A 24,453-nucleotide genomic window follows, 5' to 3' on the forward strand; every position below is an offset into this window, starting at 1 on the left:
CTGTAAATGATGTACATACGGAAACTTCGGTTTCAACTGTCGCAGCAAAAGATTCTGCAAAAGCAGCCGCTGCCGCTTATGCATTATCAGCTTATGAAAAGGAAATCGTAACTTTGGTCAATAAGGAAAGAACAAAAGCTGGACTTAAAGCACTTGCGGTAGACACTAATCTTTCAAAAGTATCTCGGTTGAAATCAGACGATATGAAAAAACGAAAACAAATGAGCCATACCGGTACTTACGGCAGCCCCTTTGATATGATGAAAAAATTTGGGATTAAATATAGATCCGCAGGAGAAAACATCGCCCGCGGTTACAAAACACCGAAAGAAGTCATGAAAGGCTGGATGAACAGCCAAGGGCACCGTGCAAACATCCTCAACAAAAAGTACACACATATTGGGGTCGGCTATACGGCGTCCGGCAATTACTGGACGCAGCAATTTATCCAAAAGTAAAGCAAGGGAGCATCGGTTCCTTTAAGCTGTCGAGATTACTCGGCAGCTTTTTATTTTGCATAAAGTATAAGTTTGGGGAAAAGGCAACTTCAAGTGAACATCGAGAATGTTCTCTCTTTTTTATCCTGCGCTTTTCTTATGGTAAACTGGAAGAAAACAATGTTGGAGCGATTTCTATGGCAAGCCGAGTGATTTTTCATATTGATATGAATAGTTTTTACGCGTCTGTCGAACAATCATACAATCCGGAATTGAAAGGGAAGGCGATTGCCATAGCGGGAAACCCGCAAGAACGACGGGGCATTATCGTAACATGTTCGTACGAAGCACGTGCTCACGGCATCTACACGACAATGCAAGTGCATGAAGCGAAACGCAAATTTCCGGGCTTGATTTTATTGCCTCCGAACTTTGACCGCTACCGAATTGCTTCAAAGGCGATGTTTGATATATTGCGGTCCTACACCAGCAAGGTTGAGCCGGTATCAATCGATGAAGGCTATCTTGACGTGACAGACCTTGCGGCTGAACGCCACGCACTGGAAATTGCTCAGGAAATACAAACACGCATTTTATCGGAACTGGACCTTCCATGTTCCATCGGCATTGCACCAAACAAATTTCTGGCCAAGACAGCATCGGATATGAAAAAACCCCAAGGCATCACCATTTTAAGAAAGCGAGACATCGGTGAAAAACTATGGCCGCTGCCAGTCATCGATATGCATGGTGTGGGCGAAAGCACAGCGGCAAAACTGAACGGGTTGAAAATCATGACCATCGGTGATCTGGCGTTGGCAAATCCCGGGTTAATCAAGGAGAAAATGGGTAAGAACGGTATACGGCTGCAGACGCGGGCAAACGGCATCGATGACCGGCCCGTCGATCCGGACTCTATTTATGACACCAAAAGCGTCGGTACTTCGACTACGCTGCCAGTTGATGAAACAGAGGAAGAGAATTTGCGAATTGTCATCCGCGGCCTTTGCGAAAAAGTCGCAAACCGCCTGGAAGCTAAAGAATTGGCGGGACCAACTGTGACAATTCAGACGCGAAGCTCTGATTGGCAAAACCGGACACGCAGCATTACATTGAAAAATACGGTATGGAAAGCGGAAGATATCTACGGGACAGCCTGGCAGCTGTTTTTGAAGCATTGGAACGGAGAAGCACTGCGGCTTGTTGGCGTGACGGTTTCCAACGTAGCCGACAAGGGTGAACTGACGGAGCAATTATCGATTTTTAATTTTCAGGAACATGCCAAAGAAGAGCCGATTCTCGATCTGATGTCAAAGCTCGAAAGCCGTTTTGGCAAACGGGTACTTGTAAAGGGCGCAAAAGAAGCGAAATTAAGGCGTCCAGCGACAGGCTCGGAGACGAGTTTCAGCAAGGATTTTTTGGATGACCATGATCATGAGAGAAAGTAGGGGGATTATGCAATTATTATTTTTGGGAACCGGTGCGGGCATGCCGTCCAAACAGCGCAATACTTCGGCGATTGCCCTGAAGTTATTGGAAGAACGGGGCAGTGTCTGGCTGTTTGATTGCGGGGAAGCTACCCAGCATCAAATTCTTCGCACGTCGATAAAACCTAGAAAAATTGAGAAGGTGTTTATCACCCATTTGCATGGCGACCACATTTTCGGGCTGCCGGGATTGCTTGGTTCAAGATCATTCCAAGGCGGAGACGAGCCTCTGGACTTGTATGGCCCGGAAGGCATCCGTGAATTTGTAGAAACCATGCTGCGTCTAAGCCGGACACATCTATCATATCCGATACGCTTTCACGAACAACTGGAAGGCGTCATTTTCGAAGATGACGCAATGTTGGTCGAAACGGCGCTCTTAGATCATGTTATTCCGTCGTATGGCTATCGGATTACGCAAAAACCGCTGCCCCCTAAACTTCAAATAGGCAAAGCGACTGCGCTCGGTGTCCCCAAAGGCCCTTTGCTTGCGAAATTGAAAAATGGGGAAGATGTAGTGCTTGAAGATGGCACTACCGTAAAAAGTGATGAAGTGACAGAGCCTGGCAACCGCGGGTTTATTGTCTCCATCCTCGGAGATACCCGTTTTTGCCAAGCGGCTGCTGAGTTGAGCCATGGTGCCGATGTGATGGTCCATGAAGCGACATTTGACGCGGAAACAAAAAAACTTGCGGGAGAATATGGGCATTCCACTATTTTAGAAGCGGCTGAAACAGCCCGATTAGCAAGCGCAAAATTATTGGTCGCCAACCATATTTCTGCGCGGTTTTTGCCTGAAGACGAAAAAAGGCTGCTTCAGCAAGCGCGGAGCATCCATTCCAATACTGCAATCGCCCAGGATTTTTCGGAATTTGCGTGGAACCAGCACAGCCAGAAAATGAGGAAAATATAGGAAAGCCATCCGACTGGATGGCTTTTTCTGGTGAAAAGAAAAAAAACAATGGAAATAATAGAACATACGTTCGACTTATGATAAAATAAAGGTACAGCTGTAGGAGGGCGGTTCGGCCATTCCCCGGGAAAGGGGGTGGTAGTATGTCTATATCGGAAACATTCGAGCTTGTGTTCATGAGCATTGGCCTCACCTTTAGCGGACTGGCCTTGATCGTTTCGATGATAATGCTTGCGGACAAAAAAAAATAACCGTCCCCCGGGCAAGGAAAGACGGTTATTTCTGAAACCTATTTTCTAAGCCAACCGCTCTCGAGGCGGGATACAGCTCGCCGGATGTTCGCGCATCCGGCATTTTTGCGTTACTTTTAGTATACTAAATCTCGTTCATTTTGCAACTGCTTTATACCCAGCCTCGTTCATATGGCACAGGGACGTCCGATTCGGCTCCCAATTCTTTTGCTGCCCGGTAAGCCCAGTAAGGGTCACGAAGCAGTTCACGGGCCAGGAAAATCATGTCTGCACGCCCGTTTTGCAGTATTTCCTCGGCATGCTGCGGGTTGGTGATTAAGCCTACCGCACCTGTCGCAATCGGGGTTTCTTTTTTCAATGTTTCGGCAAACGGTACTTGGTATCCTGGAAAAGCATGGATTCGTGCAGGCACAACTGCGCCAGAGCTTACATCGATCAAGTCGACGCCTTGTTCTTTCATCCACTGTGCCATTTCCACATAACGCTCGGGCGTCATGCCGCCTTCTGCATAGTCATGTGCGGAAACCCGGACAAATAAAGGACCATCCCATACTTCTTTAACGGCATCGATGGTTTCGCGTAAAATGCGATAACGGTTTTCAGCAGAACCACCATATTCATCTTCGCGTTTATTGGTTAACGGCGAAAGGAATTGATTGATCAAATAGCCATGGGCCGCATGTAATTCAATCACATCAAAGCCGGCTTTTTTGGAGCGGATCGCGCCGTCCTTGAACGCCTGCACTGTTTCACGAATGTCTTCAATAGTCATCGCAGCCGGCGTTTGATAGTGTTTGCTGAACGCGAGTGCGCTTGGTGCATAAATGGTTCCTTCAATATCTGCCTTGCGTCCTGCATGGGCCAATTGAATGCCGGTTTTGGAACCATTGGCTTTCATTAGCCGGACAATTTCTGCAAGGCCATCGATATGGCTGTCTTCCCAAATGCCAAGGTCGCGGGCTGAGATGCGCCCTTGAGCCTGGACAGCTGTCGCTTCAACGATGATCAAGCCAATTTGGCCAACTGCTCGCGTCGGATAATGCACCCGGTGCCAATCCGTCACTTTGCCGTCTTCTTTATCGCTTTGGTACATGCACATCGGTGCCATAACGATGCGGTTTTTAAATGTTACATCTTTGATGGTCATTGGCTCGAATAATTTTACCATTGGTTTCCCTCCTTGAACTCTCGAATTCTAGTATAACAGAAGAAATCAGTCGAATTCTCGTCCAAGCTCTTGGGACCGGCCAGCGGCTGCTTCGACACAGGCACTGACCGTCTTCTTGAACTGGAGGCTGTCTAGCGCAGCAATTCCGGCTGCAGTCGTACCATTCGGACTTGTCACTTTTTTTCTCAATTCACCAAAATCCTCTTGCTGCAGCATGTCCGCTGCCCCGTCAAAAGTCTGGCGCACGAGTTTGGTTGCATCGGCTAGTGACAGCCCTTGGGCGACAGCGGCTTCCGTCATCGCTTCTGCCATATAATAGACATAGGCAGGGCCGCTTCCTGCAACTGCCGTTACCGCATGCAATTGTTCTTCTTTAACGACGGTCACGCCTCCGATTGAGGACAGCAGTGTGCGCAATTGATGTTGCTTGTCGACGGTCACTTGCCGGCTCCAGGCTAAACCCGTCGCAGATTTGCCGATTCTGGCGGACGTATTCGGCATCGCGCGTGCAACAGCCAAAATTCCGGCGTGCTTCTGAATTGTTTCTATGGAAACACCTGCGACAACCGATAGAACGACGGTGGCAGCCGTCAGTTTTTCTTTGATCGCTCCGACAGCTGCAGCCACATCTTTCGGTTTCATAGCAAGCAGCACAAAATCGGCTTCCCGGAGTTCCAATCTTTCTTCTTCTACTATATTGACGCCGTATTCATCCCGCAAAAATTCGAGTCGCGCAAGATCCGATTTGTTCATAACCGAAATATCTTCCGGCTGTAAAATGCGCTTATTGATCCAGCCGTGGATCATCGACTCAGCCATAGAACCGGCACCGACACATACAATTTTCATGTTCAACACATCCTTTTTATAGATAGGAAAGATAAATTTTCAAGCTAAAAGAAACCGCTTTTCCAGCTGAAATGCCTGTCACAACTGAAGGGCTGTTTCCGCATTTCAATGTCCAGCTGCAGCGCCTAGCCCCTCGAGGTCGCTTCGGTCTTGGCTGCCATGGCAAAAAGCGCCATGACCTCCAAGCCCTCCAGCGCTTGTCGGGGCTCCATAGGCGCCTGCGCATTTCAATAAAAAAAGCGCATTCGTCCCTGCTTTTGCAAGGACGAAAACGCTCAGTTTCCGCGGTACCACCTAAGTTTGCCGATAAACGGCACTACTCGATTTCCTTAACGCGGAATGACGGCCGTGTTTGCACGGCAGCTAAAAAGCAGGTTCGAGACAGGAGCGGGGGTGTGCATTTCAGCTGCAGCAACACTCTCTTTGCACCTTCACCGTCTGTACTGATCTTTTCTACGCTTTTATATGTACATGAATTATAGAAGAAGCCAGATACCGTTGTCAAACCTTCTTTTAACGTGACGCAGCTGCCAATACACGGTATGATAGATGAATAGTCATTCAGTTTTAGGGGAGATGGAGAAGTGAGTTTACATAAAATTATTATTCCGACGCCATTTGCTGTTGGGGATGTTAATTCCTATTTGTTGAAAGGAGATATGCTGACGCTGATCGATGCCGGGCCAAAAACGCCTGAAGCATGGGAGGCTTTGAAAGCAGGGCTTCTGGATGTGAATGTCAAACCCCAAGACGTCGAACAAGTGGTTTTGACCCATCACCATCCCGACCATGCCGGCTGGGTCGACGGTTTTGAACGTGCAAAATTATACGGGCACCCTTATAACGATTTATGGATGCGCCGTGATCAGGCATTTTTTGATTACCATGACGCGTTTTACTTGGAGCGCCTGCAAGAAGAAGGCGTTCCGGAAGAGTTGTTGTTTTGGGTGAAAAAAATGAAGCGGCCGCTCAATCTGATGGGCAGCCGTCCACTTGACATGACCATCAATGAAGGCGATGTGCTTCCGGGGCATCCAGAATGGCAAGTCATGGAGACGCTTGGCCATGCCCAAAGCCATTTGTCATTTTGGGATGCCGAAACGCGTGAGATGATCGGGGGTGACCACGTAATTGCAAAAGTATCATCTAATCCGTTGATTGAGCCACCGCTCAATCCGGCAGATGGCCGTCCGAAGTCGCTGCTGCAATACAACGCGTCTTTAGGCAGGCTATTAAAAATGCCGATCGATGTGATTTATAGCGGACATGGAAAAGAAGTGCGCAATGTTACAGAATTGGTCACATCCCGATTGGAAAAACAGCATCAGCGCGCCATGAAAGTGCTCGACATGCTTAAAGGCGATGAAAAGACGGTCTATCAGCTGACGCAGGAACTGTTTCCTCATGCATACGAGAAAGAGCTTGGCTTGACGCTTTCGGAAACAATCGGACAGATCGATTACTTGCTGGAAGACGGGTTGATCACCGAAAGAATGGCTGAAAATGGCGTCTTTTATTACCATGAAGCGTAAGTTGTTCGGCTATTTTTTGTATTGCAACAATTCCGTTCTCCGGTTACAATAGACGCGTCTGGAATGACGGAAGTGTGAACGGGGCATCTTGAGAATAATGCGAAAAGGAATGGGTTAGTTGAAGAAATTGACGGTATTGATGGCGAGTTTCCTGTTATTGGCGGCATGCTCGAACGATCAAGCAGCACAAACCGAAACAGAAGAGCCAAAAAAAGAAGAAGTGGCAGCAGAACAGAAAGAAATGACAGAAGAAGGATTCATCACACAAGTGACCGAATCGCAAATTCTAGTAAACAATATCTATTTCACGATCAACGACAAAGTGGCGGTCCAATCGGATAACGGGACTGAAACATCAGACAGCAAAATCAGCGATATCCGCACAGGGATGAAAGTGAGCGTCGATTACCAAGGGCCTCTTGCTGAAAAGTTCCCAATGGAAGGTGAAGCGGAGACTTTGACGATTTTGACTGATGAGGAATCAACAAAGCGTTCGGAAGCACTCCAGGTGTTCATCAACAAGGAGCAATTATCAAGCCTTCTTATGATGGGGCAGCCCATTGTCCGCGATAACGAAATCGGCTTTTTGTTCAGCAATATGGAAACTGGGGATGTTTCTGAAGTTAGAATTGACCTTGATACACATGAATATACAATCGGCGGAAAGTAAAAGCAGCTTAGGCTGCTTTTTTTTATGCATTTTTTTGATTGAATATCCTTGCACTTAACAGTTGGGCGTGCTAATATGTGTATATTCATATTAATTAGTGCATAAAAATACATTGGAGGTATTCATACATGAACAAAAAAATCGTACTTGCATATTCAGGCGGACTAGATACATCAGTGGCCATTCCATGGCTGAAAGGACAAGGCTATGACGTAGTTGCGGTCTGCCTTGATATTGGAGAAGGAAAAGATTTGAACTTTATCAAACAAAAAGCGCTTCAAGTGGGAGCGGTTGAAAGCTATATGATCGATGCAAGAGAAGAATTCGCGAATGAATACGCATTGGTTTCGCTGCAGGCCCATACCTTATATGAAGGCAAATACCCGTTGGTGTCGGCATTATCACGCCCGCTCATTTCGAAAAAGTTAGTGGAAATCGCCGAGGAAACAGGATCGACGGCTGTAGCGCACGGCTGCACCGGAAAAGGCAATGACCAAGTGCGTTTTGAAGTGTCGATCAAATCCCTCAATCCGAATTTGGAAGTGGTTGCGCCGGTCCGTGCATGGGCATGGTCGCGTGATGAGGAAATCGCTTATGCCAAAGAACATAATGTGCCGATTCCAGTGAATTTGGATAGCCCGTTCTCGATTGACCAAAATCTCTGGGGCCGCGCAAACGAATGCGGCGTATTGGAAGACCCGTGGGCTGCGCCTCCGGAAGAAGCATACGACGTGACCACTGCGCTTGAAAACACACCGGACACACCGGATATTGTTGAAATTGAATTTGTGAACGGCGTGCCGACGCAATTGAACGGCGTTTCTTATACGTTTGCAAAATTGATCCTTGAATTGAATGACATTGCCGGAAAACACGGCGTCGGCAGAATCGATCATGTTGAAAACCGTCTTGTGGGCATCAAATCGCGTGAAATCTACGAAGCTCCGGCAGCCATGACACTGATTGCCGCACATAAAGAATTGGAAGACATCACATTAGTGAAGGAAATGGCGCATTTCAAGCCGGTCATCGAAAAGAAGTTGACGGAATTGATTTATGAAGGCTTATGGTTCTCGCCGCTGCGTACCGCACTCCAGGCATTTTTGCAAGAAACACAAGTTTATGTCAATGGCACGGTCCGCGTGAAGCTGTTCAAAGGGCATGCCATCATCGAAGGGCGTAAATCGCCAAATTCTCTATACAGCGAGCAGTTGGCTACGTACTCTACTGAAGACACATTCAACCATGCTTCTGCTGTCGGCTTTATCGAACTTTGGGGCCTTCCGACAGTTGTCAACTCCATGGTCAATAAAAAAGAACAGCCAGTAGCAAAAGAACAGGTGAAATCATGACCAAATTGTGGGGAGGCCGTTTCCAGAAATCGGCCGAACAATGGGTGGATGAATTCGGAGCATCGATTTCATTTGACCAGCAATTAGTGATGGAAGATCTAGAAGGCAGTACGGCGCATGTGAAAATGCTGTCGGCCTGCCAGATCCTCACCGAACAAGAAGCGGCGCTCATCCTTTCCGGTTTGGCTGCGCTTAAAGAAAAAGCGAAAGTTGGACAGTTGGAGTTTAGTGTATCCAATGAAGATATCCACTTGAACCTGGAGAAACTGCTGATCGACGAAATCGGCCCAGTCGGCGGCAAGCTTCATACAGCCCGCAGCCGCAATGACCAAGTGGCGACGGATATGCACCTGTATTTGAAAAACCGCGTCCAGGAAATCATTGAAGCAGTAGCTGCCTTCCAAGGGGCGATCGTGACACAAGCGGAAGCGCATGTAGAAACGATTGTTCCAGGCTATACGCATTTACAGCGGGCTCAGCCGATCTCATTCGGCCATCATTTGCTGACGTATTTCTGGATGCTTGAACGCGATAAAGCACGCCTTTCGGAATCGCTGAAGCGCATCGACTTGTCGCCGCTCGGCGCAGGCGCCATGTCCGGCACGACGTTTCCGATTGACCGTGAACTTGCGGCGAGCTTTCTCGGGTTTTCGGGTGTTTACGAAAACAGCTTGGACGCTGTGAGTGATCGCGACTTTATCGTCGAATTTTTGAGCAATGCGTCGTTGCTGATGATGCATATGTCACGCTTTGCTGAAGAAATCATTCTTTGGTCAAGTGAAGAATTCCGCTTTATCGAACTTGACGATGCGTTTTCGACAGGATCGAGCATCATGCCGCAAAAGAAAAATCCGGATATGGCCGAACTGATCCGCGGCAAGACGGGACGCGTCTATGGCAATCTGTTCGGTTTGCTGACAACGCTGAAAGGATTGCCACTCGCCTATAACAAGGATATGCAGGAAGACAAGGAAGGCATGTTCGATACGGTCCAGACGCTTGCGGGTTCCTTGCCGATTTTCGAAGGCATGGTTCGCACGATGACTGTCCGCACCGATTCGATGGAAAAAGCGGTTCACTCGGATTTCTCGAATGCGACTGAACTTGCCGATTACTTGGCGGCCAAAGGCATGCCGTTCCGTGAAGCGCATGATGTCACCGGAAAACTTGTTTTCACGTGCATCCAGCGAGGCTATTTCCTGAAAGACTTGCCGCTTGCGGATCTTCAGGACGCCAGCCCGCTCATTGAAGAAGACATCTTCGAAACCTTGCAGCCGGCAACGGCAGTCAAGCGCCGCAACTCGCTCGGCGGCACAGGCTTTGATCAAGTTCGCAAACAACTCGGACTCGCCAAGCAACTTATCGGGCAATAAGTCCATTTTGGAACCGGCTTTCCTCCCCCCTAGGAAAGCCGGTCTTTTTGTATTTTCGTAGAAAATCCCGTTGCAGGAAGGCCCGCCCTTTCGATATAATCACAAAAAGCGATTTTGATTTTCAAAGTTGGGAGAGATTGGTGTGAAGGTGCGGCTTACGGAATACGATAAAAATTGGGTTCGGATGTTCGAACAGGAATCGGGCAGGCTAAAAGAAGTTTTTGGGGACGAAATTCTTCGATTTGAGCATTTTGGCAGCACCTCTGTTCCTGGCATGAAAGCAAAACCGGTAGTTGACATGATGTGCCTCGTCAAAGAAATCGGCAAGATCGATGCGTTTAATGAAAGGATGCTTTGCCTCGGCTATGACGTGGCTGGCGACTGGGGAATAGAGGGACGGCGACTGTTTCGCAAAGGCGGGGACAACAGAAGCCACCATATCCATTTCTATCAATTTGACCATTCGCAAATCGAACGGCATCTTGTGTTCCGCGATTATTTAAGAAGCCATCCGGAAGAAGCGGAACGCTATGGGCAGTTGAAAGAAGAATTGGCCGGGCGCCATGATGACACGGGCTACTACAGCAAAGCCAAAAAAGCATTTGTCCAGGATATGGAACAGCGGGCGCTCCGCTGGTTCGATGAAAGGCAAAGAGCATTGAAAAACTGATGGCATAGCCAATTTCAATAATAATATTTTCAAGCCGGATTTCCTTCCCTGGGAAATCCGGCTTTTGCTTTTAGGGGATAGCCGCTGATTGTTGGCGTAATAAGCTATTCAGGATGGCCGGTTTTATGGATAAATTGTTTCTGACAGGGTAAAGGGAGGAAAAGCGATTGCAGTGGGAAGTGCAGTGGGAAGTCTTGTTTTTTTGTTGGTGAAGTAACTTGTCCCCCTGCTGTTCCACTAGTGAAGTTTTGGGAATTGCTGTGGCTAATATATAAAAGCGCGAAACAATTAACAGCCGCCTGATGGCCTAGTTGTTGCGAAAGGAGCAAATGTTCTATGGAAGAAGAAAATAAGAAAGCCGGCTTTCCCGCCTTTTTGTTGATGCTGGGCCTGGGGGTAATGAGCTTTTTCATCTGGTTGTTTGCAGAACTGGCGGAAGAATTGCTGGAAAACGAATTAAAAAGTTTTGACGGGGCCGTCATCAGTTTTTTCCGGTCAATAGAAAATCCCGCACTTGATAAGGGGTACATAGTCATTACCGAATTAGGGTCTGTCTGGTTTTTGACGACTTTGTCGGTGATTACTCTTTCACTGCTTTGGTTGAAAGCAAAAGACAAATGGGGAATCCTCTTTTTCATCATCGCAGTAGGAGGGGGTGCCCTTCTTTCTGTGCTGTTGAAGAATTTATACGAAAGAGGACGCCCTTCTATCAATGAAGAAATTGATGCGATCGGTTTTAGTTTTCCGAGCGGCCATTCTATGGGCTCGCTTATCTTTTACGGATTTATCGCCTATTTTATTGTGCGAAGCAGACTAAAAAAAGGAATGAAAATACTTTCCCTCATTATTTTAGGCGTCTTGGTCGTTTTAATCGGAACCAGCCGGATTTATTTGGGAGCTCATTTTCCGAGCGATGTGGTTGCCGGTTACTCGGCTGGAACGATTTGGCTGATTCTTTGCCTATTGGCTCTTGAATGGGTGCAATGGCAAAGCGGAAGCCATGTACGCCCAGTCCAGGCAATACGAAGATTTTTAGTTTCCAACTTTAAGTCAGCCAAGCGCAGAATCCGGCGTTAGCTAGCCGCCAGCTGACAGCAGCAAGGACAAAGGAAGCCCTGAAAAGACTAAAGGCTTCAGGACGTTATCAATTTACGGTGTGCATCAATTGTTTGCCTAGAATCATGTTCAAAACAAAGAGCGAAAGGCCGGCTGTTTTTAAAAAAACAGCCGGCCTTTTTTCTGGACTGGTACATTTTAGCCAATCGCAATGGCGCGAAAAAAATCAAACCGAGCCATCAACCGATTTTTATATTAAGATTCCGCTGCCCTGTTGAAAATCCGCCAGTGTTTCATTTATTGCAAAAGCGGTTATTGATTAAGAACAGGTGTTCTTATATCCTTATGTAAGACGATGGTTAACGGGGAGGAGAAAGCGTTATGTATGAAGGATTGGAAGAACGGCCCATTATCTGTTTGGATATGCGCAGTTTTTATGCAAGCTGCGCAGCGGTTGACTTGGGGCTTGATCCACTGGACGCCTGCATCGCAGTCATCGGCAACCAGGAACAAAAAGGCAGTGTAGTGCTTGCGGCATCCCCGGTGCTGAAAAAAGAATTCGGCGTCCGCACAGGCACCCGGCTTTTTGAAATTCCAGATGATCCCCACATCTTGAAAATCGAGCCGAAGATGGACTTTTTCATGCGGGTGTCCATTGAAATTACCCGCCTGTTGCGCGAGTATGTGCCGGCTGAAGCGATTCATGTATACAGCATCGATGAAAGCTTTGTCGACTTGAGCGGAACAGAGAAAATTTGGGGAACACCAAGGGCGATCATTTCCCATCTTCAGGATGACATCATCCGGCAGTTCTCCCTGCCTTCCGCAATCGGCCTCGGCCCTAATATGCTGCTGGCTAAATTGGCGCTCGATCTTGATGCCAAAAAGACGGGATTTGCCGAATGGACATACAGCGATGTGCCGAAAAAACTATGGACAGTGGCACCGCTCAGCAAGATGTGGGGCATCGGTTCGCGCTTGGAAAAAACCTTGAACAACATGGGCATCTTTTCGGTCGGCGATTTGGCGAAAAGCGATTTGGCCAAGTTGGAAGAAAAGTTCGGGATTCTTGGCAATCAGCTTTACCACCATGCCTGGGGCATTGACCTTTCGGAACTAGGCTCGACCTTGATTGATGGACAGGAAAGTTTCGGAAAAGGGCAGATGCTGTACCGTGATTACACGAGCGCAGAGGAAATTCTGATGGTCCTGCTTGAGATGGCTGAAGATGTGGCGCGGCGTGCGCGCGATGCCGGGAAGGCGGGGCGCACTGTCTCGCTGTCGGTCGGCTACAGCATGCATGCGTTTGGCGGTGGATTCCACCGGTCGCGGACAATTGGTGAGGCAACGAACGATACGATGAAAATCTATACTGTCTGCAAAGAGCTCCTTACGGAATTTTATGACGGCCGTGCGGCGAGGAAGCTGGCCATCTCTTTGTCGAAGCTTGAAGACGAAACGAGCATGCAGCTCAGCTTGTTTGAACAGCGCAAATGGCAGATCCGAAAACTTGGTGCGGCGATGGATGCACTGCGCGACAAATATGGCTCAACCGCTGTGCTCCGGGCTGTTTCCTATACGGAGGCCGGAACCGCCCGTGAACGCGCCAATTTGATTGGCGGCCACCAGTCAGGAAAAGTCCGCCTTCCGCCAGAAGACTGATTTATTTCAAAACTCGAATTATTTTCTTTTTTCGTAGAACGATGTTTGGTAAAATAAAACAGAATTAAGTACATACATTACAGCAAGGGGAACAGAGCTATGCGCGTATTTTTGGAATTGGGTTGGTTTTTTAAAGAACGGAAAAAGCATTACTTGATTGGCGTCTTGATGTTGCTGATTGTGGCTTTTTTAGGTGTGCTGCCGCCGCGGATCATCGGTTTTGTCGTCGATGAAATCAGCCGCGGATCATTGACCCCTGCTTTTTTGATGAAATGGCTCGGACTATTGGCGGCTGCGGCTTGCGCGATGTACGTCCTCCGCTATGCTTGGCGACAGATGATCTTCGGTTCCTCTGTATTGCTGGCCCGGAACTTGCGGAAGCAATTGTTCGACCATTTAACGCGGATGTCTCCGGCTTTTTACCAAAAACGCCGGGTCGGTGATTTGATGGCACATGCCACAAACGATTTGCAAGCGGTACAGCAAACTGCAGGGCCTGGCGTTTTGACATTGGTCGATTCGTTTGCGACCGGCGGTTTTGTCATTGCTGCAATGGCATTCACCATCAACTGGAAACTGACGCTGATTGTCTTATTGCCTATGCCGCTGATGGCATATTTGACCAATTATTACGGCAAACTATTGCATGAACGTTTCCATAGAGCCCAGGAATCGTTTTCAGGTTTGAACGACAAGACCCAGGAAAGCATCTCCGGGATGAAAGTCATCAAAACGTTCGGTCAGGAACAGGAAGATATTGAAGACTTCCAGCGTTTGTCCGGTAAAGTGGTTGAAGAGAACATCCGGGTTGCCCGCGTCGATTCCCTATTTGATCCGACGATTTCCGCCATTATCGGAGTCTGTTATTTTCTGACGATCGGTTTCGGCTCGTATTTCGTCACAAGAGGCGAAATGACCATCGGCGATTTGGTGGCATTCACAGCGTATCTTGGCTTGCTGGTTTGGCCGATGCTTGCTTTTGGCTGGCTGTTCAATATCGTCGAGCGCGGGCGGGCATCTTATGACCGGATCCGCTCGCTGCTTGCTGAGCCGGTGGATATCGATGACCGGGAAAACGCTCTCGACAAACGCCCGGAAGGCAATATTGTCGTTTCCGTAGAGAAGTTCCAGTTTCCTGGAGATGAGCGGTCGGCGCTTCGCGATGTCCATTTCATGCTGAAACGCGGTGAAACGCTCGGCATCGCCGGAAAAACCGGCTCCGGCAAATCAGCTATTTTAAGGCTCTTGCTGCGGGAATTTGATCGTTATGAAGGCGAAATTACATTTGGAAATGTGCCGATCCAGGATTATAAAAAGCAGCGGCTGCGGGAAGCGATCGGCTATGTGCCGCAAGACCATTTCTTGTTTTCGACAACAGTAGCCGGGAATATTGCATTCGCCAGGCCAAACGCTAAAATGGAAGAAGTGGTGCAGGCGGCGAAGCTGGCACACATCCACGACGATATCTTGAATTTTGCGGACGGCTACAATACTGTAGTCGGAGAGCGCGGCGTATCGCTATCAGGCGGGCAAAAGCAGCGGATCTCCATCGCTAGGGCGCTCATGATGCGGCCGGAATTGCTGATTTTGGATGATTCCTTATCAGCAGTTGATGCTAAAACAGAAGAAGCCATTTTGGAAAGTTTGAAAAAAACACGGACCGGTGAAACGACGATCATTACCTCGCACCGCTTGAGTGCCATCCAGCATGCCCATCAAATTTTGGTCATGCATGAAGGCTCTGTCGCGGAAATCGGCACGCATGAAGCATTATTGGAGAGAAAAGGGCGTTATTACGAGATGTACCAGTTGCAGCAGCTCGAAGCGCTCGTCGAGCAAGGAGGCGAAGCGTGATGGAAGAACAAAAAGTACTGACTGGCAAAGCCCAGTGGCTTGTCTTTAAACGGCTCATGCATTATCTGGTGCCGCATAAGAAAATGGTGTTTTTAGCGCTCGGGCTTTTGGCGCTGACGGTTCTCGGGGATGTCCTCGGGCCGTTGCTCATCAAGACGTTCATCGACGATTACTTGACGCCCGGCACTTTTCCGACAGGGCCCGTAGCCGGCCTTGCACTCGGCTATTTATTCATTCAAGTGAGCAACGTCATCATCAGCTATTTCCAGCTGCTGAAATTCCAGGAAGCTGCATTGAAAATCATCCAGCAGCTGCGCATCGACGTGTTCACGAAAGTGCAGAATCTCGGCATGCGCTATTTTGACAAAACTCCTGCCGGCAGCATGGTGTCGCGCGTTACCAACGATACCGAAGCCATTAAGGAAATGTTCGTCAGTGTGCTGATCGGCTTTATCCAAAGTGCGTTTTTGATTGTCGGTGTCTATACCGCGATGTTCTTCTTGAACGTCCGGTTGGCGCTCATGACATTGGTCTTGTTGCCGCTGTTGTTTGGCATCATGTTTTTGTACCGCAAATACAGCTCGGTCTTTTATCAGGATTTGCGCGAGCGGCTCGGCCAGCTGAATGCCAAATTGTCGGAATCGATCCAAGGGATGGGCATGATCCAGGCATTCGGCCAGGAACAGCGGCTGCAGGACGAATTCAATGATATCAATGACAAACATTGGGCGGCAGGCCGGCGCAACATTAAACTCGACGGTTTGTTGCTGCGGCCCGCGATTGATATTGTCTATGCTATCGCCTTGATCATGCTGCTCAGTTATTTCGGCGTCATGTCGTTTTCAAGCACCGTGGAAGTCGGCGTAATTTACGCATTTGTTACATATGTCGACCGCTTTTTCGAACCGATTGGCCAAGTGATGCAGCGGTTATCCATTTTCCAGCAAGCGATTGTCGCGGCTTCGCGCGTTTTTGCGTTGCTCGATGAAGAAGATTTGGCGCCGCGCCAAGAAAATGCGCTTGGCACGATTACGTCCGGTAAAATTGAATTTCGCAATGTGACATTTTCTTATGATGGTAAAAACGATGTCTTGAAAAACATATCGTTCACAGCGGAACCCGGCCAGACTGTTGCGCTTGTCGGGCATACTGGAAGCGGCAAAAGTTCCATCATCAACTTGCTCATGCGTTTCTATGAATTCAAGAACGGCGATATCTTGATCGACGGCAAGTCGGTGAAGAGCTATAGTGCGAAAGAGCTTCGTTCCAAGATGGGCCTCGTCCTGCAGGACCCGTTCTTGTTTTACGGGACAATTGACAGCAATATCCGTTTGCATAACCATTCAATGACCGACAGCGATGTTCGGGCAGCGGCCGAATTTGTCCAAGCGGACCGGTTTATTGAGGACTTGCCGGATACTTATGGGCAGGCAGTTACCGAGCGCGGATCGACTTTTTCAAGCGGCCAGCGCCAGCTTGTAGCGTTTGCGCGGACAATGGCGACTGATCCGAAAATTCTGGTGTTAGATGAAGCAACTGCAAACATCGACACCGAAACAGAAGTGGCAATCCAGACGAGCTTAGAAAAGATGCGGCGCGGGCGCACGACCATCGCCATCGCCCACCGGCTTAGCACGATTCAGGATGCTGAGCTGATTTTGGTGCTGCACCACGGCGAAATTGTCGAACGGGGCACACATCAGCAACTTCTTTCAAATCGAGGCCTCTACCATAAGATGTATTTGCTGCAAAACGGCATAGTGGAATAAAAAAGGACGGCTGCGGCCGTCCTTTTTTATTGGTTGCCGGCTGAGCATGCACAAAGGAGAACAGTTTGTATGTTTCAAAGAATAAATGTAAATTTTTACATAAGGAAAAGCCATTAAAAAAAAATCAGCCGCAAGAAAGAAAAAACGGCAAAACCAAGCTGTCATAAAGATTTCACAAACTAAACGGCAGTGTTTGGCTGGTGTTTTTGGTAAGATAGGAAGAGCATATAGAAGGAGTGACAATTGTGGCAACTGATATCAATTTATTTTTAGCGTTTGGCGCAGGGTTTTTAAGTTTTGTTTCGCCTTGTACGTTGCCGCTGTACCCGGCATTCTTATCTTATATAACCGGCATGACGATTGATGAGATTAAAAACGACAAAGGGGTCATGCAAAAAAGAGGCATGTTCCATACGCTCTTTTTCTTGCTCGGCTTTTCGACTATTTTTATCGCACTTGGATTCAGCACTTCTTTCTTTTACGAATGGTTCCTTCGTTACGATGATCTGATCCGCCAAGTCGGCGCCATTTTCATCGTTTTCTTCGGGCTAATGATTGTTGGTGTATTCACGCCGAAATTTTTGATGCAGGACCGAAAGTTCTCATTCAAAAACCGGCCGACGGGCTTTTTGGGGACATTTGTCATCGGCTTGGCGTTTGCAGCGGGCTGGACGCCTTGTACAGGACCGATTACTGCTGCAATTTATGCACTGGCAGCGACTAATCCGGGATCTGGAGTTTGGTATATGATCGCATATGTTCTTGGGTTTGCGATTCCGTTTTTCGTCTTGTCATTTTTCGTCACCCGCATGGGGTGGCTGCGAAAACACAACAAAGCCATCATGAATGCAGGCGGCTATATCATGATTGCTGTCGGCGTTTTGCTATTTTTCAACGGCATGACGTATTTGATCAGAGTTCTCAGCCCGGTCTTCGGTGATTTCCAAGGATTTTAACAGACAAAAAGCAGGTGGTACTTATGAATAGCATTACAAAAATCCATGAATACAAAGAAAAGATCGATCAGAAGGAGTCTTTTCTATTGTTCGTGAAAACCGATAATTGTTCAGTTTGTGAAGGGCTGCGTCCGCAAGTTGAACATTTTGAAAAAGAATACAGCCTGCCGTTTTACTTAGCAAATACTGCTCATTTGCCGGAACTTGCCGGCAATCTGCTGCTGTTCACCGCACCGGTAGTTCTCTTGTTCTGCAAAGGCAAAGAAATCCACCGATTTGCGCGGTTTGTTCCTATTGAAGAGCTGCGGCGTAAGTTGGATGAATTGGAGGAAGGGTTACATGTTTGAAATGATTCCACCGGAACTGTTGTTAGCTGTGACATCGGTCGGAGCGGTGGTCATGGGGATATTTGTTATGATTATGCGGACAAAATCTGCTAAAAAACCGGCTTCTGTGAAAAAGATCGTCTTGCCGCCATTATTTATGTCAACCGGCGCATTGATGTTCATCTTTCCGTTTTTCCGGGTGCACCCGATGCAGATATTCGAAGCACTTGTTGTGGGTATGATTTTTTCTACCGTATTGATCTGGACTTCGAAGTTTGAAATTAGGGATGGCGATATTTATCTAAAGCAATCCAAAGCGTTCATCTTTATATTAATCGGCTTATTGATCGTCCGGCTTGTCGGAAAAGTCGCCTTGAGCGCAACGGTCGATGTCGGTGAACTTGGCGGCATGTTCTGGATATTGGCGTTCGGCATGATTGTTCCATGGCGTCTTGCGATGTATCTCCAATATAAAAAGCTGGCTGACAAAACAAAAAGCGCTGTCCCGAGTTAAGGGACGGCGCTTTTACTTTTCGAAATAATGTTCGTACGGTGTGACGTCGATATGGAGTTCATTTAGTTTTTTGCGAAGAAACTTATGGTCACGCTTTGGCGTTGCTTGAATATAGCCGCGGATAATGTGTTCGTGCTTCATCTTTTTCGCTTTTTCCTCAAGGAGAATTTGCCCGATTTTTCCAGCGATTTTTTGTTTTGCCACAGGGCGGAACAAATCTGGAACCGGCTGGACAAGTTCATTCAGCAATTCTTTTTCTTCAGTGCCCCACAAGTGGATGGTTTTATCCACATAATATTCTTCCCAATTCAAGTCAGAAAGCCCGTCTTTTTTCGGCATCGATTTCAAAAACTTTCGGAACATAAAAAAACCGCCAATCGCAAAAGACCCGACAAGCACCGTTACCCAAAACAGGATAAACCATAAAAACCAACCATCTAATTGCACGTTGTTTCACCTCGTTTTTGCCTTACTTCCATTATAAAAGCAATTTAAAATAAATTCATTAAAAAGGTATCCCTTTTTTTCATTTGTGTCTATATAGCGAATGAAAGGAGGTGATCAGCATGGCAAACAGCGATTTTAAAAACGCAAGCATCCGCCTGACATTCGATAATGGGCTGGATGAAAACGGCAAACCGAAAAAGAAAGTGAAAGTGTACCATAACGTAACGGAAACTGCTGGAGCGGACGCCATTTTTGAAGTGGCCCGTGTATTGGGTGGTTTTGGCACAAAGCCGCTAATGTTCTTGGAGAAACAAAAAGACGAAACGATTTATGCGTAATGACTGACTAAGGGGGAATTAAGGGATGGCAAAAACATTGGAATTGATATTTGAGACAGTTGCCGGAAAAGGGGTTACGTTGTCTGTAGAAGAGCCGCGTGAAGATGTTACGGCATCAGAACTTTTGGCCGGCATGCAATCGATCATCACGCAAAATATTTTCGAAGTGGAAGGGGCTTCTTTTGCTCTTGCAAAAGGGGCGCGCATTATTGAGCGGAATGTTGTGGAATACGAATTATAGAAAACGCGAGCTCTCCTGAATCGGGAGAGCTTTTTTAAATAGGAGGTGAAGAAGATGGATGAATGGATGCGATTGGTCCAAGAAGTGGGATTTCCGATGTTTGTGTCTTTTTATTTGATGCACCGGGTCGAAACGAAACTTGTGGCCATTCACGAAGCGCTCGTGACGATGAAAATATAGCCCTGGATTCACAGATTTGTGACAAAGACGGCTCTTTTCCATGTTGTGTTCATGCGCCCGTTTCGATAACATTAAGGCTACGAAAGAGTGGAGGCGACAGCATGAAACGAAAGTTAGCGGCAATGGTGCTGGGGCTAGTGTTAATCCTATCAGCGTGCAGCAATGACAGCATTGAGGATTTCTCATATACAAACCATAGAGGAGAAACTGTTTCATCCGAAAGCTTGAAAGGGACCCCTTGGCTTGCAACATTTGTGTTTACGAATTGCGAAACGGTCTGTCCGCCGATGACCTTCAATCTGGCGGCTATTCAAGAAGAGTTAGTGGAACAAGGGATAGAAGGCTATAAAATCGTCGCGTTCAGCGTGGACCCAAAAGCGGACACTCCGGAAAAAATGCAAGAGTACTTGGCAAACTACTCCGTTCCGGATGAATCCAAGTGGAATTTGCTGACGGGCTACGGACAAGAAGAAATTGCCTTGTATGCAAAAGACAATTTCAATACGTTCATCAAAAATGACCCGAACAGCGATCAAGTAATTCACGGCACTTCGTTTTACCTGGTCGATAAAGAAGGTGAGGTCCGTGCAAACTACGACGGCTACCAACACGTTCCGGTGGAGGACATTATCACCGAACTGGAGAAACTAATAGAGGAACAATAAAAACCGGTCATTGACCGGTTTTTTCTTTTGCCAGTAAATCGCGTATTTCCGTAAGCAGCTGTTCTTTTGCATCAAGAACAGGCAAAGGTTCTTCTTCTTCTTCTTCTTCGGTTTCTGGCTTAAACTGCAATTTCGAGAACAACCGGATCGCAAGGAAAATAGAAAATGATATGATGAAAAAATCAATGACCGATTGCAAAAACTCGCCGTACCGGAGTTCTGCATCCCCGAAAGAATAAGAAAGTTGTGCAACGCTGAAGCCGCCAAGCAAAATGCCGACAGCCGGCATAATCAAATCTTCAACAAGAGAAGTGACGATTTTCCCGAAAGCGGCACCAATAACTACCGCAATCGCCAAATCGATAACGTTGCCCTTGATGGCGAATTTTTTGAACTCATTCCACACACTTGTTCACCTCCCTAAAGTTCAGTGTACATTTACCGCCCCTCGAATAAAACCCCTTCAGTAAAAGTGATGCAATTCAACAAAATAAAATAGCATCGTTGCTTTCAATAGAAAACAGTAAAGTTTTAGTTGATATGGTAGAATAGTGAAAAATGAATTATTAGGTGTGGAAGCGATGAAGAAAAAGAAGTACACCAAAAGAATTAGGTGGGGACGAGTGCTCATGGCGCTTTTTGTGCTTCCGGCATTTTTGGTATTGGCGACAGTTTTAATTGCAGTATTTTATGTAATAAAGCCGCCAGAACTTTTGGAAACACTCAAAGACTCGCCAAAAGGGTTATTCGAAATGGAAGTGCCGGCGGAATATGTCCCGCTATACAAAGAAGCAGCAGAAGAGTACGGAGTTCCGTGGACGCTGTTGGCAGCGCACCATCGGGTCGAAACGAAATTTTCGACTATGGATCCGCTATTATCTCCTGTCGGGGCAGAAGGGCATATGCAATTCATGCCTTGCACGTTTGTCGGCTGGACCTATCCGAGCTGTTCAGGTCTTGGCAAAGGGGATATTCCGGAGAAAGAAAAAACTGATCCGGCAGTAATCAGTGCGTACGGTGGATATGGGGTCGATGGAAATGGTGATGGAAAAGCTGATCCATACAATTTAACAGATGCACTCTACAGCGCCGCCAACTATCTTTCTCAAAACGGGGCGGCTGATGGCGATTTGGAAAAAGCTATCTATCAATACAATCACAGCGATCGCTATGTCGACGACATTTTACATTATTATCGCCTATACGAAAAAGAATTTAAAACGCCATAAAAAAAGAGGACCCATAGGGTCCTCTTTTTTTATGCTCTTCTTCTGCCTTTGTGCATTGACCCAAGAATAAGGCTCAAGACGAAAACAAGAATTAAAGCGCCGATTAAAGCTGGAATTATAGCGATACCTGCTAATGAAGGTCCCCAGTTTCCAAGCAATTCCCCACCGAGCCAAGCTCCGATGATTCCTGCAATGATGTTACCGATGATGCCGCCTGGAATGTCTTTTCCAAGAATAAGGCCGGCTAACCATCCGATGATACCGCCTACGATTAAGTAAAGAATAAAGCCCATGTGATCCATCTCCTTTTTAGTAAGTTATAAGTGCTACACTCTAGATATATCCTCATTTCATTTTTTTAAAACATAAACTTAAAAAAACATAGGCCTTTTGTTTCCGATTCCTTATACGATAACAGCTGAAAGTGCCGGTGTACCAAGGGAATTTGGGGAAAATAAAAAAGAAAAAAATTATATTTGAAAAAGTAATTTAGCAGTGGAACAGAAGAAAATCGGGAAAAGGACTATTAAAGAATAAAAAAATATTACAAACACGTTACAGGAATATTGAAAATAGACTGACAATTCAGTATAATAAAAAGAAAGGAGATGATAATGATGAAGTACGAAAACGTCGAACAATTAAACCGGCAAGGGATGATTTTTGTAATCATCCACACACTTATCATCTTTAACCTGGCAATCGACTTTAATGTATTCATGTAAAGAAAATAACCTGCTCCCAGTAAAAGGGGGCAGGTTATTTTTTATTTTTATTCTTTTGGAGCTTTCAGGCGTGTAAGCGACTCTTTTAAAATCCGGGAAGCGGAATCAAGGCTGACGCCCAGAATCCGCTGGATGTCTTCCAAGTTTTTGCGTTCAACCGAATATAAATAATGGACGTAAGCAAAACGGATATTACCGGAGCGCATCGGCACACCGACAAACGCCGATAAGGCCTCGGTATAATCGGAAAGGGAACCGAGTTGGAATACCGTATAATCGTTTTTGACTTTGGACGACAAAAGATACGGGGTAGTGCGGAAAATTGCCCGGTTGATGCCGTCGCGAAGCACCGGCACTTCCTGGCCGGTAAACTCAAGATGGCAGGTAAAGCCGTCTTTCTTTTCGACTAGAAGCGTCAGTTTATCGCCGTGATCCTCGAAATTATCCACTTCAATGGCAATCATATCCCGGAGGCGCAGTCCGCGCATATAAAGAAGAAATAGGATTTTGGCAGTCAGTGAAAGCTCATCTGTTTCAAGGACGGCCGGTTTTTTTGCCAACAATGCCTCATAGTCCAAATGGATATCGGCTGGCGTCAAATCCAGTTTCTCGGAAAACTGGAATTTGGGCATAAAATCAACAGGAACGCGTCCGATCCGCCACATATAATCGAACCATTGGCGGATATAGCTGAGCTTGCGGTTGAGCGTACTGTCTTTGATGCCAGTTTCCTGTTGCTGCAACAAAAATTTCTGTATATCAGATGGACGAATTTCGTGCGGTTCGACCTGTTTTTTGTAAGTCTTGCGAAGATAGGCAAAAAGCGCCCGGATCAGTTGAACTTCATGAACCACCGTATTGGGGCTGATGCCTTTATCTAATCGATATTTTTCGTAACCGTATGGCATAAAGCATCACCTCTTCTTAAGATTCTGAATTAATTATACCATTATTTGGCCAGAGTAGAACGTACTTTCCCTTTATAAACCTCTTTATGATGGGCTTTTCGCGAAACCAGCAAGAAACATTGTTTTTCTTAGCAAATGTAGTATTTTACATAAGGAAATATAAAAAACCAAAGAAGCAACAAGATAATATAGAATGAAAAGTTCTGGAAAAAAGGAAGCGTTGAAAAAAGAAAAAGAGGGTATTCCATTAAAGAAAGTGCTTTGAAGTTAGGGAGTGTGAATAACTGTGTTCAAAGAAGAAAATGACAGAATTAGAAAAGCTGTGCTGAATGCGGTTGAAGGAAAGCCGGACAGCTTGCTGAACCAAAAACCGTCGCCAGGCGCTTGGACTCCGATACAAATTCTTGATCATCTGCAATTGATGGAGACCGCCATTGCTAAAAGTATTTCCAAACAGTTGGCAAGCGAAACGGCTGAAAAAGCTTCAAAAAAACCAATTGGGCTGACAGTCAGCCGAATGATCAAGGTGGATGCGCCGAAACATGTTGTTCCCGGTGAGGAGTTTATTTCCTTGGAAGAGATGAAAAAACGTTTGGCAGCTTCGCGCATCTTTTTGAATGGCGTGTATGATGGAGCAGAAAAAGAAATGCTGGACCAAAAGTCGATGCCTCATCCGGTTTTTGGGAAAGTCCCTTTATCGCAATGGTTTCCATTTGTTGGCTTGCATGAGAAACGGCATTTGAAACAGCTTGAAAAAACATTAAAGCAACTTTCTTGATTGGAATGGAGTAATTCGAAAAACTTATCACATTCTATAATTTTAATGTAATTTACTTATGCTTTACTTTTCGTTATGATAGAAGAGGAGAAAAGACGCTATT

General features: G+C 46.6%; 26 protein-coding genes and 1 pseudogene. 21 read left to right on the forward strand and 6 right to left on the reverse strand.

Features of this window, described 5'->3' with window-relative positions; all coding sequences use genetic code 11:
* Positions 1-59: 59 nt before the first annotated feature.
* The 3 genes and pseudogenes from FQV28_RS05970 to rnz form a co-directional block, all read left to right on the forward strand.
* A pseudogene (locus tag FQV28_RS05970) lies at positions 60-458 on the forward strand (CAP domain-containing protein); the annotation flags it as partial.
* Between the two features lie 176 nt (positions 459-634).
* On the forward strand, positions 635-1,885 hold the full coding sequence (locus FQV28_RS05975) for a DNA polymerase IV (RefSeq protein WP_146494654.1): 1,251 nt from the start codon (positions 635-637) through the stop codon (positions 1,883-1,885).
* A gap of 7 nt (positions 1,886-1,892) precedes the next feature.
* Positions 1,893-2,837 (forward strand): ribonuclease Z, encoded by a 945-nt coding sequence (rnz, locus tag FQV28_RS05980; RefSeq protein WP_146494655.1) that lies wholly within the window; start codon positions 1,893-1,895, stop codon positions 2,835-2,837.
* Positions 2,838-3,239: 402 nt separating this feature from the next.
* On the opposite strand, the gene namA is transcribed toward rnz, so the two are convergent.
* Complete coding sequence (gene namA / locus FQV28_RS05985) at positions 3,240-4,256, reverse strand: NADPH dehydrogenase NamA (RefSeq protein WP_146494656.1); 1,017 nt, start codon at positions 4,254-4,256, stop codon at positions 3,240-3,242.
* A 45-nt stretch (positions 4,257-4,301) separates the two neighbouring features.
* Positions 4,302-5,105 (reverse strand): pyrroline-5-carboxylate reductase, encoded by an 804-nt coding sequence (gene proC / locus FQV28_RS05990; RefSeq protein WP_146494657.1) that lies wholly within the window; start codon positions 5,103-5,105, stop codon positions 4,302-4,304.
* Between the two features lie 584 nt (positions 5,106-5,689).
* Here proC and FQV28_RS05995 point away from each other — a divergent pair.
* The 12 genes from FQV28_RS05995 to FQV28_RS06050 all read left to right on the forward strand — a co-directional run bounded on the left by FQV28_RS05995 (position 5,690) and on the right by FQV28_RS06050 (position 18,839).
* Positions 5,690-6,637: an MBL fold metallo-hydrolase gene (locus FQV28_RS05995; protein ID WP_146494658.1), complete on the forward strand. Its 948-nt coding sequence runs from the start codon at positions 5,690-5,692 to the stop codon at positions 6,635-6,637.
* A gap of 118 nt (positions 6,638-6,755) precedes the next feature.
* Complete coding sequence (locus tag FQV28_RS06000; protein WP_146494659.1) at positions 6,756-7,307, forward strand: DUF3221 domain-containing protein; 552 nt, start codon at positions 6,756-6,758, stop codon at positions 7,305-7,307.
* Positions 7,308-7,435: 128 nt separating this feature from the next.
* Positions 7,436-8,659, forward strand: coding sequence for an argininosuccinate synthase (locus tag FQV28_RS06005; RefSeq protein ID WP_146494660.1), 1,224 nt, complete (start codon positions 7,436-7,438; stop codon positions 8,657-8,659).
* Positions 8,656-10,032 (forward strand): argininosuccinate lyase, encoded by a 1,377-nt coding sequence (gene argH, locus FQV28_RS06010; RefSeq protein ID WP_146494661.1) that lies wholly within the window; start codon positions 8,656-8,658, stop codon positions 10,030-10,032. Before FQV28_RS06005 ends, argH begins: the two co-directional genes overlap by 4 nt.
* A 142-nt stretch (positions 10,033-10,174) precedes the next feature.
* Complete coding sequence (locus FQV28_RS06015) at positions 10,175-10,702, forward strand: GrpB family protein (protein ID WP_146494662.1); 528 nt, start codon at positions 10,175-10,177, stop codon at positions 10,700-10,702.
* 336 nt (positions 10,703-11,038) lie between these two features.
* Entirely contained in the window at positions 11,039-11,779 is a 741-nt protein-coding gene (locus FQV28_RS06020; RefSeq protein ID WP_146494663.1) for a phosphatase PAP2 family protein, read from the forward strand.
* Between the two features lie 360 nt (positions 11,780-12,139).
* Positions 12,140-13,420 (forward strand): Y-family DNA polymerase, encoded by a 1,281-nt coding sequence (locus tag FQV28_RS06025; protein WP_146494664.1) that lies wholly within the window; start codon positions 12,140-12,142, stop codon positions 13,418-13,420.
* Between the two features lie 99 nt (positions 13,421-13,519).
* On the forward strand, positions 13,520-15,274 hold the full coding sequence (locus FQV28_RS06030; protein ID WP_146494665.1) for an ABC transporter transmembrane domain-containing protein: 1,755 nt from the start codon (positions 13,520-13,522) through the stop codon (positions 15,272-15,274).
* Complete coding sequence (locus tag FQV28_RS06035; RefSeq protein ID WP_146494666.1) at positions 15,274-17,043, forward strand: ABC transporter ATP-binding protein; 1,770 nt, start codon at positions 15,274-15,276, stop codon at positions 17,041-17,043. The genes FQV28_RS06030 and FQV28_RS06035 overlap by 1 nt, the downstream gene beginning before the upstream one ends.
* A gap of 245 nt (positions 17,044-17,288) precedes the next feature.
* A complete protein-coding gene (locus tag FQV28_RS06040) occupies positions 17,289-17,999 on the forward strand; it encodes a cytochrome c biogenesis CcdA family protein (RefSeq protein ID WP_146494667.1) in 711 nt (236 codons plus the stop codon).
* A 23-nt stretch (positions 18,000-18,022) separates the two neighbouring features.
* Positions 18,023-18,346 (forward strand): thioredoxin family protein, encoded by a 324-nt coding sequence (locus FQV28_RS06045; RefSeq protein ID WP_146494668.1) that lies wholly within the window; start codon positions 18,023-18,025, stop codon positions 18,344-18,346.
* A complete protein-coding gene (locus FQV28_RS06050; RefSeq protein WP_146494669.1) occupies positions 18,339-18,839 on the forward strand; it encodes a CcdC family protein in 501 nt (166 codons plus the stop codon). The genes FQV28_RS06045 and FQV28_RS06050 overlap by 8 nt, the downstream gene beginning before the upstream one ends.
* 12 nt (positions 18,840-18,851) lie before the next feature.
* On the opposite strand, the gene FQV28_RS06055 is transcribed toward FQV28_RS06050, so the two are convergent.
* Positions 18,852-19,286, reverse strand: coding sequence for a DUF2621 family protein (locus tag FQV28_RS06055; protein ID WP_146494670.1), 435 nt, complete (start codon positions 19,284-19,286; stop codon positions 18,852-18,854).
* Positions 19,287-19,405: 119 nt separating this feature from the next.
* Here FQV28_RS06055 and FQV28_RS06060 point away from each other — a divergent pair, with 119 nt between their 5' ends.
* The 4 genes from FQV28_RS06060 (at position 19,406) to FQV28_RS06075 (ending at position 20,710) form a co-directional block, all read left to right on the forward strand.
* A complete protein-coding gene (locus FQV28_RS06060) occupies positions 19,406-19,624 on the forward strand; it encodes a DUF1659 domain-containing protein (protein ID WP_146494671.1) in 219 nt (72 codons plus the stop codon).
* 25 nt (positions 19,625-19,649) lie between these two features.
* Positions 19,650-19,865 carry a DUF2922 domain-containing protein gene (locus tag FQV28_RS06065; protein ID WP_146494672.1) on the forward strand — a complete coding sequence of 72 codons (216 nt, stop codon included), beginning with the start codon at positions 19,650-19,652 and terminating at the stop codon, positions 19,863-19,865.
* A 54-nt stretch (positions 19,866-19,919) separates the two neighbouring features.
* On the forward strand, positions 19,920-20,045 hold the full coding sequence (locus tag FQV28_RS06070; RefSeq protein ID WP_146494673.1) for a YvrJ family protein: 126 nt from the start codon (positions 19,920-19,922) through the stop codon (positions 20,043-20,045).
* A gap of 101 nt (positions 20,046-20,146) precedes the next feature.
* Positions 20,147-20,710, forward strand: coding sequence for an SCO family protein (locus tag FQV28_RS06075; protein ID WP_146494674.1), 564 nt, complete (start codon positions 20,147-20,149; stop codon positions 20,708-20,710).
* Between the two features lie 7 nt (positions 20,711-20,717).
* On the opposite strand, the gene mscL is transcribed toward FQV28_RS06075, so the two are convergent.
* Positions 20,718-21,116: a large conductance mechanosensitive channel protein MscL gene (mscL, locus tag FQV28_RS06080; RefSeq protein WP_146494675.1), complete on the reverse strand. Its 399-nt coding sequence runs from the start codon at positions 21,114-21,116 to the stop codon at positions 20,718-20,720.
* Positions 21,117-21,291: 175 nt separating this feature from the next.
* Here mscL and FQV28_RS06085 point away from each other — a divergent pair, with 175 nt between their 5' ends.
* A complete protein-coding gene (locus tag FQV28_RS06085) occupies positions 21,292-21,939 on the forward strand; it encodes a lytic transglycosylase domain-containing protein (protein WP_146494676.1) in 648 nt (215 codons plus the stop codon).
* Between the two features lie 29 nt (positions 21,940-21,968).
* Here the strand turns inward: FQV28_RS06085 and FQV28_RS06090 are convergent, their stop codons facing one another.
* Together FQV28_RS06090 and FQV28_RS06095 are read right to left on the reverse strand one after the other, a co-directional pair.
* Entirely contained in the window at positions 21,969-22,232 is a 264-nt protein-coding gene (locus tag FQV28_RS06090) for a GlsB/YeaQ/YmgE family stress response membrane protein (RefSeq protein WP_146494677.1), read from the reverse strand.
* A 479-nt stretch (positions 22,233-22,711) separates the two neighbouring features.
* On the reverse strand, positions 22,712-23,572 hold the full coding sequence (locus tag FQV28_RS06095; protein ID WP_146494678.1) for a site-specific integrase: 861 nt from the start codon (positions 23,570-23,572) through the stop codon (positions 22,712-22,714).
* A gap of 286 nt (positions 23,573-23,858) precedes the next feature.
* Between FQV28_RS06095 and FQV28_RS06100 the strand changes: the two genes are divergently transcribed.
* On the forward strand, positions 23,859-24,350 hold the full coding sequence (locus FQV28_RS06100) for a DinB family protein (RefSeq protein ID WP_146494679.1): 492 nt from the start codon (positions 23,859-23,861) through the stop codon (positions 24,348-24,350).
* Positions 24,351-24,453 lie beyond the last annotated feature (103 nt).

It is taken from the genome of Planomicrobium sp. CPCC 101079 (assembly GCF_007859275.1).
Taxonomy (GTDB): domain Bacteria; phylum Bacillota; class Bacilli; order Bacillales_A; family Planococcaceae; genus Planococcus.

What these genes read in the sequence shown, in the direction of transcription:
- FQV28_RS05975 (WP_146494654.1), top strand. Translation starts at nt 635, where the DNA reads ATGGCAAGCCGAGTGATTTTTCATATTGATATGAATAGTTTTTACGCG.
- rnz (WP_146494655.1), top strand. Translation starts at nt 1,893, where the DNA reads ATGCAATTATTATTTTTGGGAACCGGTGCGGGCATGCCGTCCAAACAG.
- namA (WP_146494656.1), bottom strand. Translation starts at nt 4,256, where the DNA reads ATGGTAAAATTATTCGAGCCAATGACCATCAAAGATGTAACATTTAAA.
- proC (WP_146494657.1), bottom strand. Translation starts at nt 5,105, where the DNA reads ATGAAAATTGTATGTGTCGGTGCCGGTTCTATGGCTGAGTCGATGATC.
- FQV28_RS06005 (WP_146494660.1), top strand. Translation starts at nt 7,436, where the DNA reads ATGAACAAAAAAATCGTACTTGCATATTCAGGCGGACTAGATACATCA.
- argH (WP_146494661.1), top strand. Translation starts at nt 8,656, where the DNA reads ATGACCAAATTGTGGGGAGGCCGTTTCCAGAAATCGGCCGAACAATGG.
- FQV28_RS06020 (WP_146494663.1), top strand. Translation starts at nt 11,039, where the DNA reads ATGGAAGAAGAAAATAAGAAAGCCGGCTTTCCCGCCTTTTTGTTGATG.
- FQV28_RS06025 (WP_146494664.1), top strand. Translation starts at nt 12,140, where the DNA reads ATGTATGAAGGATTGGAAGAACGGCCCATTATCTGTTTGGATATGCGC.
- FQV28_RS06030 (WP_146494665.1), top strand. Translation starts at nt 13,520, where the DNA reads ATGCGCGTATTTTTGGAATTGGGTTGGTTTTTTAAAGAACGGAAAAAG.
- FQV28_RS06035 (WP_146494666.1), top strand. Translation starts at nt 15,274, where the DNA reads ATGGAAGAACAAAAAGTACTGACTGGCAAAGCCCAGTGGCTTGTCTTT.
- FQV28_RS06045 (WP_146494668.1), top strand. Translation starts at nt 18,023, where the DNA reads ATGAATAGCATTACAAAAATCCATGAATACAAAGAAAAGATCGATCAG.
- FQV28_RS06050 (WP_146494669.1), top strand. Translation starts at nt 18,339, where the DNA reads ATGTTTGAAATGATTCCACCGGAACTGTTGTTAGCTGTGACATCGGTC.
- FQV28_RS06060 (WP_146494671.1), top strand. Translation starts at nt 19,406, where the DNA reads ATGGCAAACAGCGATTTTAAAAACGCAAGCATCCGCCTGACATTCGAT.
- FQV28_RS06065 (WP_146494672.1), top strand. Translation starts at nt 19,650, where the DNA reads ATGGCAAAAACATTGGAATTGATATTTGAGACAGTTGCCGGAAAAGGG.
- FQV28_RS06070 (WP_146494673.1), top strand. Translation starts at nt 19,920, where the DNA reads ATGGATGAATGGATGCGATTGGTCCAAGAAGTGGGATTTCCGATGTTT.
- FQV28_RS06075 (WP_146494674.1), top strand. Translation starts at nt 20,147, where the DNA reads ATGAAACGAAAGTTAGCGGCAATGGTGCTGGGGCTAGTGTTAATCCTA.
- FQV28_RS06085 (WP_146494676.1), top strand. Translation starts at nt 21,292, where the DNA reads ATGAAGAAAAAGAAGTACACCAAAAGAATTAGGTGGGGACGAGTGCTC.
- FQV28_RS06090 (WP_146494677.1), bottom strand. Translation starts at nt 22,232, where the DNA reads ATGGGCTTTATTCTTTACTTAATCGTAGGCGGTATCATCGGATGGTTA.
- FQV28_RS06095 (WP_146494678.1), bottom strand. Translation starts at nt 23,572, where the DNA reads ATGCCATACGGTTACGAAAAATATCGATTAGATAAAGGCATCAGCCCC.